Source organism: Xanthomonas hortorum pv. pelargonii (assembly GCF_024499015.1).
Lineage (GTDB): Bacteria > Pseudomonadota > Gammaproteobacteria > Xanthomonadales > Xanthomonadaceae > Xanthomonas > Xanthomonas hortorum_B.
Map to the genome: position 1 here is coordinate 391,476 of NZ_CP098604.1, position 15,162 is coordinate 406,637.

Sequence of the window (15,162 nt, forward strand, 5' to 3'; positions counted from 1 at the left end):
ATTCGGTGCGGATCTCGCCCTTTTCATTAACGAATCATTCAAAAGGCTTGCGACTCAGCCCACAGATTCATTACGTTCGGGTTAAGGCCATCTGACTCTTCGATGACCGCCACTTCTCCCGATACCCAGTTGAAAGGTTAGGAATGAGCAATCAATTTCGTCGCCACGCCCTCAAGCGCACCGCTCTGGCTGTTGTGCTCGGCGCGTGTCTCGCCAACGGTGCGGTCTACGCACAAAGCACGACCGGCAGCATCTACGGTAGCGCTCCCTCTGAAGCGGGCAGCACCATAGTCGTGCAGAGCGACACCGGCCTCAGCCGCACGATCACCATCGACGCCAATGGCCGTTACAACCTTGGCTCGCTGCCGGTGGGCGCCTATACCGTCACCCTCAAGCGCGGCGATCAGGTCGTCGATACCCGCAAAAATGTGCAGCTGCGCGTAGGGTCCGGCACAGAGGTGTCGTTTGCTGGCGCAACTGCCAGCGGCAGCACCGACGCAACGACGCTCGGCGCGATCACTGTGACGGCCGCAAATGCGCCGAAGATCGATGTCAGTTCAACCAGTTCGCGCTCGGTGATCACCTCAGAGCAGTTAGCAACCCTGCCGCTGGGACGCAGCGCCGAAGCGATTGCGTTGCTTGCACCAGGTGCGATTTCCGGAAGTGGCGCCTTCAACAATGGCTCGCGGTCCACCATCTCGTTCGGCGGCGCTGGTGTGACGGAGAATGCCTATTACATCAACGGCGTTAATGTCACTAATCCGTTCAACAACCTCGGCGGGCTCAGCCTCCCCTACGGCGCAATCGACCAACAGGAAACATATACGGGCGGCTACAGCGCGAAGTACGGCCGCTCGACCGGCGGCGTCATCAGCCAAGTGGGTAAACGCGGCACCAACGAGTGGCATTTTGGTGCGCAAGCGGTATGGGAACCGAAATCGCTGGCGAGCTCACGCGGCGATGCTTGGTATCCGAATAGCGAACTTCCGGAGAATTATGGTTATGAAGATGATGACCTGCCCGGGACGATCTATCGCCGCGGCAAGGGCGACGTGCAGAACAGGACCGTTTACAGCGCGTACGCGGGTGGCCCGCTGATTGAGGATCGCCTATTCCTGTTCGTGGCCGGCGAAACGGACAAGGTCGACGGAGCAACCACCAATATTGCGACGGCCGCCAGCGACCAGGGGCGCAGCCATTATGAGAACAGTTCGCCGAAGTTCTATGGAAAACTGGACTGGAATATTAATGACAGCAATATTTTAGAATATACGCGCATCGAAAATAACGACCGACGTTCTGGCGTATACAACAACTACGACTATGCAACACTTACGGATCAGGGCCCTTCTGGCTTGTTCACGGATACGTACAAGCTCAAAGACAGTGTCGATATCGTCAAGTTCACCAGTTACATCACAGACGACCTGACCCTCAATGCAACGTGGGGACGCGATACTCAGCACAACCAACAGTTCAACCCCGGTGCTTCGGCATTGCCCAACATCGCCAGTTCGACTCTACAGGACCCTGCCATCACCGGCGGTCGGCGCATCACCAACGGGCAGGCCACTACGACTGTCAAGGCAGCAGACCCGATCAATAAGAGCCGCAATCTGCGCCTGGAACTGAACTATCGTCTGGGCAATCGTGATTTGACCGCCGGCGTGGATAATATGTACTTCAATGCTTACGACGAAGGCGTCTTTACCAGTGGTCCAGGGTATCGCTGGATCTACGGCAGGCAGGACGATCCCAGCGAACCCATCAATGGTGCTCTGGGCGTCGGCGCCTCCGGAGGTAATGGCTACTTCGTGAACCGCCGTATCTTAACCACAGTTACCAGCATGGCCGTCGAGCAGAAGGCCTACTACTTGGAAGATCGGTGGCAGGTCAACGATAACTGGCTCCTCACGCTGGGTATCCGCAACGACAAGTTCACTAACTACAACAGCGATCATGTGGCTTACGTGGACAGTGGTGACCAGTGGGCTCCGCGCGTCGGGGTGAGCTGGGATGTCTTTGGCGACTCTTCCTTCAAGGTGTTCGCCAATGTCGGTCGCTACTATCTAGCCTTACCCAATCAGGTTGCGATCCGAGGAGCATCCGCCTCGACGTTCACCAACGAGTATTTCACGTATTCGGGGATCGACGCCAACGGCGAGCCGACCGGTCTGACTGCACTGGGTCCCGGCCCGGTTTCCTCTAATGGTGAATATGGTCAAGCCCCGGATCCGAACTCGTTCGCACCAAGCGATCTGAAGTCGCAGTATCAAGACGAGTTCCTGATCGGCTTCGAAAAGACGCTTGGCGAGAAGTGGAATTCAGGCGCCAAAGTCACCTACCGTAAATTGCAGACCGCGATCGATGATGTCTGTGATCCCGGTCGTATGTCCGATGCGCTCGAAGCAGCAGGCGGCGATGCCAGCAGCGTGAGCATTCCTGGTTGCGTGATGTTCAACCCTGGCGAGACCAATACCTACAACCTTGCCAACACCGATGGCTCCGGCTACACCCAGCTGCGCATGTCGCAGTCCGATTGGGGCTTTACGGACAAGGCCAAGCGCAACTACGTGGCGGTGGACCTGTTTATCGAGCATCCTTTTGATGAAAAGTGGTATGGCCGCGTCGATTACACATGGTCGCATCTCTACGGAAACACCGAAGGACAGGTGAAGTCAGACCTCGGGCAAGCCGATATTTCCAAAACCCAGGATTGGGACGCAGCCCAGCTAATGTCCTACGCCGGTGGCAATCTGGCCAACGATCGTCGCCATCAGTTGAAGGCGTTCGGCGCCTACCAATTCACTCCAGAATGGCTGGCATCTGCCACGGTCAGGGTGATGTCGGGCACACCGAAGTCGTGCCTGGGTTATTACGCCGGCCCTGACGCTGCAGCGGTAAATTACGATCCGGTGGGTTATGGTTCGTCGTATCACTACTGCTATGGTCAACCTGTATCTGCGGGCGGCGCTGGCGAGACTCCATGGATCAAAAATCTGGATCTGGGCGTCACGTATCGTCCAGGCTTCGCCGATCACAAATTGGCGTTGTCGCTCAATGTGTTCAATGTGCTGAATGACCGTTCGGTCAATCGCGTCTCCAGCACCAACGAAGTCACTCGCCGGACTGTGTCCAATACATATGGACTTGGCACCGAAGCGTGGAGCTACAACCAGCCGCGCTATATGCGTCTGACCGCCTCATACGATTTCTGATCGTTTGATTGCGAGCGAAGGCGAGGTGTATTCACTCGCCTTCGCCCTGCAGGCGTCCTGTCTCCGGCCCCGGTCTTTCCGGGGCTTTTTTTTGGCTGCCAACGCGGCTGCGTCAGCTGTCCAAAATCACCCGCGCCGCATTATGCCCAGGCGCGCCGGTCACACCACCGCCGGGATGCGTACCGGAGCCGCACAGATACAACCCGGCAATCGCGCCGCGATAGGCGCCCTGCCCCAGCATCGGGCGTGCGGAAAATAGCTGATTGAGGCTGAGGGCGCCGTGGAAGATGTCGCCGCCGATCAAGCCGAAGATGCGTTCCAGATCGAGGGGGCTGAGGATCTGCCGGCCCAGCACCGATGCGGCGAATCCTGGCGCGTAGCGCTCCACCGTTGCAATCAGATCGGCGACCTCGTCGCGATGGTCGTCCCAATGCCGCCCATCGGGTAGTTGCGGCGCCACATGCTGGCAAAACAGGCTGGCCACGTGCTGTCCAGGCGGTGCCAGGCTGTCGTCCAAGGTGCTGGGAATCAGCAGTTCGACCACCGGCTCACGCGACCATCCGGATGCGCGCGCGTCCTGCCAGGCACGGTCCATGTAATCCAGACTCGGCGCGAGAATGATGCCGGCGGTGAGATGGTCGCCCGTACCTGGCAATGCGGTGAATTCCGGCAGGCGAGAGAGCGCCACGTTCATGCGGAACGTGCCTGATCCACAGCGGTAATGCTCCATGCGTTCGTGTGTGGGCACAGGGACATCTTCTGGACGCATCAGGCGTTGATAGAGCAGTTTCGGATTGACGTTGGCAACCACTGCACGCGTTCGAATCGTCTCTCCGTGAGCGGTGAGGACACCAACCGCACGCCCCTGCTCCACCAGCACGCGATCCACCGCATAGCCAGTGCGAATGTCCGCACCAGATTCGCGCGCACTGGCGGCCATTGCCTGCGTAATGGCGCCCATGCCACCGATGGCGTGGCCCCAGGCGCCCTTTACGCCGTTGCTCTGCCCGAACACGTGATGCAGCAACACATACGCCGTACCCGGCGTGTACGGGCTGGCGTAATTGCCGACGATGCCGTCGAAGCCAAATAGCGCCTTGATTGGTGCGCTTTCGAACCAGCGATCCAGATACTCGGCTGCGGAAATCGTGAATAAATCGAGCAGATCCTGACGTAACGTAAGCGACAAGCCCTGCAGCTGCAGCCCCACCTTTCCCGCTCGCCACAACTGCGGCAACGCTTGCACCCAGCCCCCATCAGTGACATCGGGCGGCGGCTGTAATGCCAGCGCACGCAAGACATCGGCCAGTTGCTCCAGGCGCGCTTCATAGGCAGGCAATGCAGCGGCATCGCGTGCGGAGAATTTGGCGACTTCCGCAGCGGTGCGCCCAGCACCGGCCAGCAGATACTCACCATCCGGTAGCGGCAGAAAGTTGTTGATGCGGCGCGCAACCACGCGCAGGCCATGTCGCTCCAACGCAAGATCGGTGATGACCTTGGGCTGCAGCAACGACACCGTATACGCCGCCACTGAATTGCAAAATCCCGGATGAAATTCTTCGGTGACTGCTGCGCCGCCGACCACATCGCGCGCTTCCAGTACCAGCACACGCTTACCTGCCTTGGCCAGATACGCAGCGCACACCAGGCCGTTGTGGCCGGCGCCGATGATCAGTGCGTCCAACGGTTCGGAGGCGGTGGGCATGCGCTCGTATATAGCATCGCTTGCCCGGGCCGGCCATTCGCGCAGTGGCGATCATCGCCACCGATGTGCGCTCACCATCACCGCCGACGCGGGCCGTGTCCGCCAAGAACACGAACTAAACACCCGCGCGACGCAGAATGAGAAGGCCGCAGGCTCCCTAGCTAGCGCGTCACCGCAAGCACGCCACGCTGCTAAACAGCAGCAGCACGCCAAACAGCCGTCAGCCCAACTCATCTACACACGCCGCACCCATGACCTTCGACACCATGCCATCCGGCTGGCGAGGCGTAGAGTGCCGGCCACGGCCCTGGCGACGGGGCTTCCCAATCCGCTGCTTCTGGAGCCCTTTGTGATTCGAACACCTCATTTATTGACGTTGACCCTGGCCGTGGCCACCGCGCTGAGCGCTTGCAAGAAGTCTGAAGACGCCGCGCCTGCCGCCCCCGCGGCCGACACGGCGGCAACCACGCCCGCTGCACCCAAGACGCTGACCCTGGACCAGAGCAAGCTGCCGGCGGTGAACCAGTTCACCGCGGCCGATCTGGATGCCAATGGCAACGCCTGTACCGACCTCAACGCCTATGCCAATGCCAAGTTCCTGGCCGCCAACCCGGTGCCGAGCGATCGCACCAGCTGGGGCGCGTTCGAGATGCTCGACGAGCGCTCCAATGCGGTCCAGCAGCAGCTGGTCGAACAGGCCGCCGCCGACACCAGCGCCAGCGGCGTGGAAAAGATCGTCGGCGACCTGTGGTCCACCGGCATGGACGAAGCCAAGATCAACGCGCAAGGCATCGAGCCGCTGAAGCCGGAGCTGGCCGCGATCGACGCCATCAGCGACCAGGCCAAGCTGGTCGACTATCTGCGCAGCAGCGCGGCCAAGGGCAACAACGAACTCTTCAGCTTCGGCGCCGAGGCGGACTTCAAGAAGTCCAGCCAGAACATCGCCTACGCCATGCAGGGCGGCCTGGGCTTGCCGGATCCGGAGTACTACACCAGCGCCACCAACAAGGCCAAGCTGGAGGCGTATCAGGCGCACGTGGCCAAGGTGCTGGAGCTGTCGGGCGTGGCTGCGGCCGATGCCGCTGCGCAGGCCAAGCAGGTGGTCGCGTTCGAAAGCCGTCTGGCCAAGGTTTCCAAGACCAGCACCCAGATGTCGCGCGATGCCTCGCTGGCCTACAACCCGATCTCGCCGGCCGAGGCCGACAAGCTGACTCCGAACTGGTCGTGGACCGAGTTCTTCAAGTCGCAGGGCGTGACCACGCCGGAAATGTTCTCGCTGGCGATCCCGGCCTTCCATCAGGAAGTCAGCAAGATGATCGCCGACACCGACCCGGCGATCTGGCGCGCCTACCTGCGCTTCCACACCGTCGATGGCGCCTCGCCGTTCCTGAGCCAGCCGTTCGTGGACGAGAACTTCGCGTTCTACAACAAGACCCTGCGCGGCCAGAAGGAAATCAAGCCGCGTTGGAAGCGCGTGCTGGCAACCATCAACGGCCAGACCGGTGAAGCCTTGGGCCAGATGTACGTCAAGGTCGCGTTCCCGGCCGATTCCAAGGCCAAGATGGAAACGCTGGTGACCAATCTGCGTACCGCCCTGAAGGCCCGCATCGAAAAGCTCGACTGGATGAGCCCGGAGACCAAGACCAAGGCGATCGCCAAGTGGGAAAGCTTCACGCCCAAGATCGGCTACCCGGAAAAGTGGCGCGAGTGGAATGGCTTGAACACCAGCCGTGACAGCTACCTGGGCAACGTAATGGCTGCGGCCGAATACAACTACAAGTGGAACCTGTCCAAGATCGGCAAGCCGGTGGACAAGACCGAATGGGGCATGAGCCCGCAGACGGTCAATGCGTACTACAACCCGCTGCAGAACGAGATCGTGTTCCCGGCGGCGATCCTGCAGCCGCCGTTCTTCGACCCGAATGCACCGGAGGAAATGAACTACGGCGGCATCGGCGCGGTGATCGGCCATGAGATGACCCACGGCTACGACGACCAGGGCAGCCGCTTCGGTGCCGATGGCAACTTCATCGCCGATCCGGGTTGGTGGACGCAGAAGGATCTGGACGCGTTCAAGGCGCGCACCGGCAAGCTGGTGGCGCAGTTCGACAGCTATCGCACCCCGGCCGGCGACAAGGTCAAGGGCGACCTGACCCTGGGCGAAAACATCGCCGACCTGGGCGGCCTCAACACCGCCTACGACGCGATGAAGACCGCCACCGCCGGCAAGGACGATCCCAAGAGCGACGGCATCACCCGCGACCAGCGCTTCTTCCTCAACTGGGCCACGGTGTGGCGCCGCAACTTCACCCCGGAAGAACTGGTGGTGCGCCTGAAGACCGACCCGCACGCGCCGGCCAACTTCCGCGCCATCGGTGCGCCGTCGAACATGCCAGCATTCGCCGCCGCGTTCTCGTGCAAGGCCGGCGATGCGATGGTGCGTCAGGGCGATCAGCAGGTCGTGATCTGGTAATCGTGATCGCAAGAAAACAGTAAACAACGCGGGCGGCGATCGGTTGATCGTCGCCCGTTTTTTTGGGCATTTCCGAAACGCACGTTCGCGATGCGTGCGGACTGCGCGAGATTGTTTACGCAACGCAGGCAGCAGCCACTTCGTTTTCGATGGGATTTCTGCGCACACACAAACGCATTGCCTGCGCATCTATCCGTGCTTGAAGCGTGAGTTCGTCACTCAGCCATCGAGAGCATAAACACCAAGCCTCAACAAAGCTCAACGCGTACTCTCGCAAAGACGCACGCGCTTATGCTCGGTTTCCTTTCATGCGACTGGGCTTCCATGTCACCGATCAAGACCTCTACGCTCGCTCTGGCACTGGTTGTAGCCCTGGCGGGCTGCAAGCGCGAAGCCGACCACAGCAAGGCGCCGGCAAACGCGGCCGCCCCGACACCTGCAGCAGCTGCTGCCGCAAAGCCTGCGTTCGACATCAGCGAATTGGGCCCTGCGGGCGGCGCATGTCAGAACCTGGACGAATTCGTCAATGGCAGCTGGGCGAAAGCCAATCCGATTCCGCCCGACCGCACTAGTTGGGGCGTGGACGAAATCCTGTCCGAAAAAAGCATGGCGATCCAGCGCAACATTCTTGAAACTGCCGCTACGCACTCGGGTAAGCAGACAACTTCGCTGGAGCAGAAGATCGGTACGCTCTACGCCTCCGGCATGGACGAAGCCGCGATCGAAGCGGCTGGCGCCCAGCCGATCCAGCCACAGCTGGACACGATCGCCGCGTTGAAGTCAGGCAAGGATGTCGCCGGTTACATCATCAGCCGCCATGGCGAAGGCGATGCCCAGGTGTTCAATTTCGGAGCCAGCGCAGACTTCCATAACGCCGACATGCAGATCGCGTTTACCCAGGAAAGCGGCCTGGGTCTGCCGACCAAGGACTACTACAGCGACGCAGAGCACGCATCCATCCGCGCCGCCTATCTCGATTACATCGCCAAGTCGTTCGAACTCACCGGCAGTTCCGCCGACGTGGCCAAGACGCAGGCAAAGGATGTACTGGCACTCGAAACACGCCTGGCTGCCGCGTCGCTGAAGCCGGTAGATGCGCGTGAGCCCAAGAACCAATATCACTTGGTCAGCCTCGCCGAAGCGGACAAGCTCACGCCGCACTTTCCGTGGAAAGACTTCTTTGCCACCCAGGGCGTGGACGTCGGCAAGGGCTTCTCGCTGGCGCAGCCGCGCTTTTTCGCTGCGTTCGATCACGAACTGGCCAACGCGCCCATTGCGCAATGGCAGGCTTACCTGCGCTTTCATGCGATCGATGAGGCATCCGCACAGCTCAGCAAGGCCTTTGTCGACAACCGCTTTGCCTTCTATGGCAAGACCCTCTCCGGGCAACCGGAGCAACTGCCACGCTGGAAGCGCGTCCTGCGCGCGGTCAATGGCGCAATGGGCGAAGGCGTGGGTCAACTCTACGTCGCTAAAGTGTTTACGCCCGAGGCCAAACAGCGTGCCAGCGAGTTGGTGGACAACGTCCGCGCCGCGCTCAAGACGCGCATCGAGAACGTTGATTGGATGAGTGCGGAAACCAAGGCCAAGGCCATCGCCAAGTGGAACACCTTCCTGCCCAAGATCGGCTATCCGGATACCTGGCGCGACTGGTCCGGGCTGGAGATCGTCCCCGGCGCGTATTACCGCAATCTGCAGGCGGCCGCCAAATTCAACTATCGCTACGACATCGCTCAGATCGGCAAACCGACTGACCGCAAGCGTTGGCAGATGACTCCGCAGACCGTCAACGCGTATTACGACCCCAGCACCAATTCCATCAATTTCCCGGCGGCGATCCTGCAGCCACCGTACTTCGACGCCAACGCCGACGATGCACTGAACTACGGCGGCATTGGCGCGGTGATCGGCCACGAGGCCACCCATGGTTTCGACGATCAGGGCAGCCAGTTCGATGGAGCAGGCAACAACGTCAACTGGTGGACGGCCGACGATCGACGCAAGTTCGAACAACGCAGCGAGCAGTTGGTCAAACAGTTCGACGCCTATACACCACTGCCAGACCACCCGACCCTGCACGTCAATGGCAAGCTCACCCTTGGCGAAAATATCGCCGATCTGGGCGGCACCAACGTCGCCTACGACGCCTTGCAGACTGCTCTGCACCAACATCCAGAACGCGCAAAAACGGTCGACAGCTACGGTCCCGAGCAACGCTTCTTTCTTGCTTTTGCGCGAAGCTGGCGCCAGCGCATGCGCGATCAACAGCAGATGGTCTATCTGGCATCGAACCCGCACGCGCCTAGCAGACTACGCGCCATCGCGCCTCCCTCCAACATGCCGCAGTTCGCCACCGCGTTTGCATGCAAGCCAGGCGATGCGATGGTGCGTCCAGAGAAAGACCGCGTGGTGATCTGGTAAGGGATCGACTGACGCACCTGCAAGCGCTTTCAACACGACGGCAACACGCACAGGCCCGCCCGCGCGGGCCTGTCGCGTTCATGCAAGCGGCCGGCACCGGGGACGAACGGCAGCTCGCGCCCGCCTGCACGACGCGCAGCCTTGCTAAACTCCGCCGACTTCAATCTGGCCACCCTTCTTCTCGATGCCCACCATTCGTCCGCTTGCCCTCGCTCTTGGCTTCAGCCTGATCACGCTGCTGTCCGCCCCCGACGCCGACGCCGCGCGCAAGAAGAAGGCCGCTCCCAAGGCCCCGGCCGTCTCGGCGGCGTGTACCGATTTCTACGATTACGCCAATGCCGGCTGGCTCAAGGCCAATCCGTTGCCGCAGACCGGCGCCGTCACCGCACTGGGCCAGTTGTCCGAGCGCGCCCTGCAGCAGCAGCGCGAATTGCTGGACGCTTCGATGAAGACCCCGCAGGGCAACGTGCAGAAGCTGCTTGGCGACTTCTGGGCCAGTGGCCTGGACGAAGCCTCGGTCGAAAAGGACGGCTCCAACCCCATCGCCCCCTTGCTGGCGCGCATCGACGCGATCAAGAAGGCCAAGGATGTGCCCGCTTCCATCGCCGCGCTGCATCAGGTCGGTATCCCAGTCGGCTTCAACTTCGGCCCGGACGTGGATCTGAAGGCGCTGGATCGCCATATCGGTTACTTCATGCAAGGCGGCATGGGCCTGCCTGATCCGGCGTTCTACACCCGCACCGATGCCGACACCCAGGCGCTGATGGGCCGCTACCGCAGCTACGTCAAGCAGATGCTGGCGCTGACCGGCACCCCGGCCGACCGCCTCGAAGCCGATGCGGCGTCGGTGCTGCAGATCGAAACCGCGCTGGCACGCAGCGCGCGGTCCGTGCAGGGCATCAACAACCCGTTCAACAACTACGCCCCGATCGCCACCAAGGAACTGACCAAGCAGTACAAGAACCTGCGCCTGGCCGACTTTCTGGAAGCGCAGGGCGTCAAGGACGACCTGGTGTCGATGGCCGACCCGGCCATGTTCAAGCAGCTCGACAGCATGATCGTCAGCATCAAGCCGGACCAGTGGAAGGCCTACCTGCGCTGGCGCGTGGGCGATGCGATGGCGCCGTACCTGTCCAAGAGCTTCCACGATGCCGAATACCAGTTCCGCGGCCGTCTGCTACGTGGCGATGCATTGCCGCCGCAGCGCTGGCAGCAGGTGCTGGACGCGATCAATATCGCCGCCGGCCCGATGCTCGGTCGCGAATACGTGGCGCGTTACCTGAGCAGCGACACCCGCCGTCAGGCCGAAGCCATTGCCGACCAGGTGCGCGATGCACAGCTGGCCGCGCTGGAGCGCACCGGCTGGGGCAACGGCGAGGTGATCGCCGAAGCCAAGGCCAAACTGTCGGCGATGAAGATCGAAGTCGGCGCACCGCGTCGCGATCTGGACTACACCGTGCAGCCGATGGGCCGCGGCAGCTTCGGCGGCAACATGCTGATCGCCTCGACCTGGCGTCACCGCGAAGAAATGAAGCGTATCGGCAAGGGCAACGCCGACCGCCGTTGGGACGTACTGCCGCAGCAGCCGGCAGTGGCCTACGACATCGCGCAGAACCGTCTGATCATCACCGCCGCCGTATTGCAGGCACCGGTGCTAACCAACGGCAGCACCCCGGCCGCGCAGTACGGCGCCTACGGCGCGCTGGTGGCACACGAAATCACCCGTGCCATCGACGCCAAGGGCTCGCTGGTGGATGCCAAGGGCGAGTTGCGCAGCTGGTGGACGCCGGCCGAGAAGACCAGCTGGACGTTGCTGACCGGCAAGGTGGCCAATCAGTTCGCCGCTTATCCGTACCCGGGCGTGCCCAACGTCAAGGTCAACGGCGCGCAGACCGCCGAAGAAAACCTGGCCGACCTGGCCGGTATCGAACTGGCCTGGCAGGCCTTCAGCAAGGCCCAGCCGGCCGCCACCGAGGCCGACAAGCAGGCGTTCTTCACTGCCTGGGCCGGCCTGTGGGCACAGCAGCTGTCGCCGAACGAAGCAGTGCAGCGTGCAAGCGCCGATATCCGTGCACCGGGCCAGTGGCGTACCAACGGCCCGCTGTCCAACTTGCCCGAGTTCGGTGCAGCATTCACCTGCAAGCCGGGCCAGCCGATGCAGCGTGTGGATACCGAGCAGTTGAAGATCTGGCGCTGATTTCAGCGCCAGACCCCGTCACTGGCAATCAACACGCAGTCACTGGAAATCAAAAAGAGCGCGGATTCCGCGCTCTTTTTGTCTGTCACTCGCGTTCTTCCATCCCGAAGAACCACGGCCTGCTCTTCGTAGGAGCGGTCCTGGCCGCGATGAGGCGTTACCGATAACGCCCCATCGCGGCCAAGGCCGCTCCTACCGCTCAGTGCCTATCTGATCCGCCGCCACTCTCTCAACGCACCACGCGCAACGGCGGCTTGCGACCACCCTTGCCGCCGCTGCCGCCGAACGGCGATTGGCCACGCCAGTAACGGATCATCAACCAGCCGAACAGCATGCCGCCCAGATGCGCGAAGTGCGCCACACCCGGCTGCCAGCCGGTCGCGCCCAGAAACAGCTCGATCGCGCCGAACACGATCACGAAGGTGCGCGCCTTCATCGGGATCGGCGGGAACAGCAGCATCACCCGCTGATTGGGAAACAGCATGCCGTACGCCAGCAACAGGCCGAACACACCGCCCGAGGCACCCACCACGGGCGCGCCACTCTGGGTGAACCAGGCCATCAGCAGCTGACACACGCCGGCACCGGCCACGCACACCAGGTAATAGGTGAGAAAGCGCTTCTGCCCCCAGGTCTGTTCCAGCGCCGCGCCGAACATGAAAAGCGCCAGCATGTTGAAGAACAGATGGTTGAAACCGCCATGCAGGAACGCATATGTCAGCAACTGCCACGGCATGAAGCTGGCGCCGGGCGAGAACGCGTCGAAGCCGTTGGAAATCGGCCACAACATCAATGACGACAGCGCGGCATCGGAGGGCAGCACACCGGCGCCCAGGTCGCCCAATGCCCACTGCAACAGGAACAAGCCGATATTGGCGATCAATAACGCTTTGGTGACGGGCGGCAGTTGGGGCATGGCGGCATCCTTCGGAATGCCAACCATCATAACGGCAGGCTTATGAAGGCCCCCACACAGCCGCATCCAGGGTTTGCGCGGCACTGGCACGGCGCACCCGCCCCCGTTCCACCGGCACGCCTTCCGCACGTAGGCGCTGACATTGCTCACGATAGCCGGACGAGCCTTCCGGCAACGCAATCCGGCCATCGCTGCGCAGCACGCGATGCCAGGGCAGCTGCGGATCGTCGTTGCCGCTGAGCACGCGCGCCACCAGCCGCGCCCGACCAGGAAGGCCGGCACGCAGCGCGACTTCGCCGTAACCGGCAATCTGGCCGGAAGGAATCGCGCGGATCACCTCAAAAATGCGCAGTCGTGCCTGCTCGCTGGAGAGCGCCGCACCATTGGACGCGGAACGCGCAGCTGGTTTGGCAGACGGACGAGGACTTGCTTGGCGAGGCTTGGACATCACGCAAGGATGCCACTTAAGGATAAGCCCCTCTCCCGCCGGGAGAGGGGTTGGGGTGAGGGTACGGGCGCAGCCACGCACGGCTGAACAAGCAAGGCAGTCAAACGCTACGCAATGCCGAAAGAGGTACTGCCGACATTGAACACCAGCTCCAGGTTGATCGATGCATCGCTTGTACCGACCCTCACCCCAACCCCTCTCCCGGGGGAGAGGGGCTTTGAGTTGCTTCTCTCGTCCGCGCAGCTACGACCGCCACAGCTGCCGCAACCACCACCTCAATGCATCAACACAATCTCTTCGGACGAAGTGGGATGAATCGCCACGGTCTCGTCGAAGTCGCGCTTGGTCGCGCCCATCTTCACTGCCACCGCAAACCCCTGCAGTATTTCGTCCGCACTCTCGCCCAGCAGGTGCACGCCGACCACGCGCTCTTCCTCGCCCACGCACACCAGTTTGAACAGGCTGCGCTGGGGTGAATCGGCCAGTGCATGCAGCATCGGGCGGAAGTTGCTGCGGTAGACGCGCACTGCACCGTGGTAACGCTCGCGCGCCTGCTCTTCGGTCAGTCCAACATGCCCGAGCGGCGGATGCGAGAACACCACGCTCGGCACGCCTTCGTAATCCATGCGCGCATCCGGCTGATTGCCGAACAAGCGATCCATCAGCTTGCGACCGGCCGTGATCGCCACCGGCGTCAGCCCGACCTTGCCGCCGACATCGCCGATCGCATGAATATTCGGCACGTTGGTGGTCTGACCCTCGTCCACCACGATTTCGCCTTTCTCGCCCAGCGCGATACCAACCGCCTCCAGACCCAGCCCAGCGGTATTGGCGCGTCGACCCACGGCAAAAAACACCTTGTCGAAGACATCATTGCCCTGCTCGCTCGTATGCGCCGGGTGTCCATGCACACGCAGCCCACCGTCGGCATCGCGCTCCAGGCCGGTGGTACAAAATCCGAAATGCAGGCGCACGCCGAGATGGCGCAGGTTGTCGGCCAGCTGCAAGGTCAGTTCGGCATCGAAACGCTCCAGCAGCCGCTCGCCTTGCACGAACAGATGCACGCGGCTACCCAGCGCCTGCAGCAAGCCGGCGATTTCCACCGCGATATAGCCGCCACCGACAATCGCCACCTGTGCGGGCGCGTGACAGAGATTGAAGAAATCGTCGGACACTTCGCCGTGCTCGGCACCGTCCACATCCGGGCGCAGTGGATGCGCACCGGTGGCGATCACGATGTGCTCGGCGGTCACAGGCACGCCGTCGCTGCCCATGAGTGTGTGCCGGTCCTGCAACACGCCGCGTTGCGGAATCGCGACCACGCCATCCTCATCGAGCCGGCGCCGATAACTGGCATGGATGTTGGCGATGTAGCCCTGCCGATGCGTGACCAGTTCCTGCCACGCCAATGTCGGCCGCGGCACATCGAAACCGAGCGCGCTGGCCAGTGCGATTTTTCCGGCAAGATCGGCTGCCAACCACATCGCCTTCTTCGGCACGCAGCCCAGATTGACGCAGGTGCCACCCAACTCGTTCGGCTCCATGATCGCCACGCGGGCGCCGTGTTTTGCCGCGCGAAATGCCGCCGCCAATCCACCGGAACCGCCGCCCAGGATCACCACGTCATAGTCGTAACGGGCGCTCATGCGAATCGCTCCGCGCGGTAAACAGGCAGGTCCAGCGCAGGTGCGCGGCCCGTGATCAGATCGGCCATCAGTTGTTCGCTTGCAGTGCTCATGCTGATGGCGAGCATGCCATGCCCTGCCGCGAGCCAGACGTGAGGA

The 15,162-nt window shown here is 62.0% G+C and carries 8 protein-coding genes and 1 pseudogene; 4 read left to right on the forward strand and 5 right to left on the reverse strand.

Annotation, left to right across the window (positions count from 1 at the left end; genetic code table 11):
• The first annotated feature begins 143 nt into the window (after positions 1–143).
• The gene (locus NDY25_RS01770; RefSeq protein WP_256627732.1) at positions 144–3,218 is read left to right on the forward strand and encodes a TonB-dependent receptor; all 3,075 of its coding nucleotides are present in this window, start codon (positions 144–146) and stop codon (positions 3,216–3,218) included.
• A 112-nt stretch (positions 3,219–3,330) separates the two neighbouring features.
• On the opposite strand, the gene NDY25_RS01775 is transcribed toward NDY25_RS01770, so the two are convergent.
• Positions 3,331–4,923, reverse strand: coding sequence for a phytoene desaturase family protein (locus NDY25_RS01775; protein ID WP_168957740.1), 1,593 nt, complete (start codon positions 4,921–4,923; stop codon positions 3,331–3,333).
• Positions 4,924–5,293: 370 nt separating this feature from the next.
• On the opposite strand from NDY25_RS01775, the gene NDY25_RS01780 reads away from it, so the two are divergent.
• The 3 genes from NDY25_RS01780 to NDY25_RS01790 all read left to right on the forward strand — a co-directional run bounded on the left by NDY25_RS01780 (position 5,294) and on the right by NDY25_RS01790 (position 12,014).
• Positions 5,294–7,396: a M13 family metallopeptidase gene (locus NDY25_RS01780; RefSeq protein ID WP_168957810.1), complete on the forward strand. Its 2,103-nt coding sequence runs from the start codon at positions 5,294–5,296 to the stop codon at positions 7,394–7,396.
• A 324-nt stretch (positions 7,397–7,720) separates the two neighbouring features.
• A complete protein-coding gene (locus NDY25_RS01785; RefSeq protein WP_256627733.1) occupies positions 7,721–9,817 on the forward strand; it encodes a M13 family metallopeptidase in 2,097 nt (698 codons plus the stop codon).
• Positions 9,818–10,001: 184 nt separating this feature from the next.
• Positions 10,002–12,014: a M13 family metallopeptidase gene (locus NDY25_RS01790; protein WP_256627734.1), complete on the forward strand. Its 2,013-nt coding sequence runs from the start codon at positions 10,002–10,004 to the stop codon at positions 12,012–12,014.
• A 229-nt stretch (positions 12,015–12,243) separates the two neighbouring features.
• On the opposite strand, the gene NDY25_RS01795 is transcribed toward NDY25_RS01790, so the two are convergent.
• The 4 genes and pseudogenes from NDY25_RS01795 to NDY25_RS01810 form a co-directional block, all read right to left on the reverse strand.
• Positions 12,244–12,930, reverse strand: coding sequence for a rhomboid family intramembrane serine protease (locus tag NDY25_RS01795; RefSeq protein ID WP_168957743.1), 687 nt, complete (start codon positions 12,928–12,930; stop codon positions 12,244–12,246).
• Between the two features lie 40 nt (positions 12,931–12,970).
• Positions 12,971–13,378 (reverse strand): MGMT family protein, encoded by a 408-nt coding sequence (locus NDY25_RS01800; protein ID WP_168957744.1) that lies wholly within the window; start codon positions 13,376–13,378, stop codon positions 12,971–12,973.
• Between the two features lie 275 nt (positions 13,379–13,653).
• The gene (gene gorA, locus NDY25_RS01805; RefSeq protein WP_256627735.1) at positions 13,654–15,024 is read right to left on the reverse strand and encodes a glutathione-disulfide reductase; all 1,371 of its coding nucleotides are present in this window, start codon (positions 15,022–15,024) and stop codon (positions 13,654–13,656) included.
• Positions 15,021–15,161 (reverse strand): annotated as a pseudogene (locus NDY25_RS01810) (amino acid dehydrogenase); the annotation flags it as partial. The gene gorA and the pseudogene NDY25_RS01810, both read right to left, overlap by 4 nt.
• Between the last annotated feature and the right edge of the window lies 1 nt (position 15,162).

Excerpts from the sequence above, each read along its gene's own strand:
- NDY25_RS01770 (WP_256627732.1), top strand. The coding sequence starts at position 144 with ATGAGCAATCAATTTCGTCGCCACGCCCTCAAGCGCACCGCTCTGGCT.
- NDY25_RS01775 (WP_168957740.1), bottom strand. The coding sequence starts at position 4,923 with ATGCCCACCGCCTCCGAACCGTTGGACGCACTGATCATCGGCGCCGGC.
- NDY25_RS01785 (WP_256627733.1), top strand. The coding sequence starts at position 7,721 with ATGTCACCGATCAAGACCTCTACGCTCGCTCTGGCACTGGTTGTAGCC.
- NDY25_RS01790 (WP_256627734.1), top strand. The coding sequence starts at position 10,002 with ATGCCCACCATTCGTCCGCTTGCCCTCGCTCTTGGCTTCAGCCTGATC.
- NDY25_RS01795 (WP_168957743.1), bottom strand. The coding sequence starts at position 12,930 with ATGCCCCAACTGCCGCCCGTCACCAAAGCGTTATTGATCGCCAATATC.
- NDY25_RS01800 (WP_168957744.1), bottom strand. The coding sequence starts at position 13,378 with ATGTCCAAGCCTCGCCAAGCAAGTCCTCGTCCGTCTGCCAAACCAGCT.
- gorA (WP_256627735.1), bottom strand. The coding sequence starts at position 15,024 with ATGAGCGCCCGTTACGACTATGACGTGGTGATCCTGGGCGGCGGTTCC.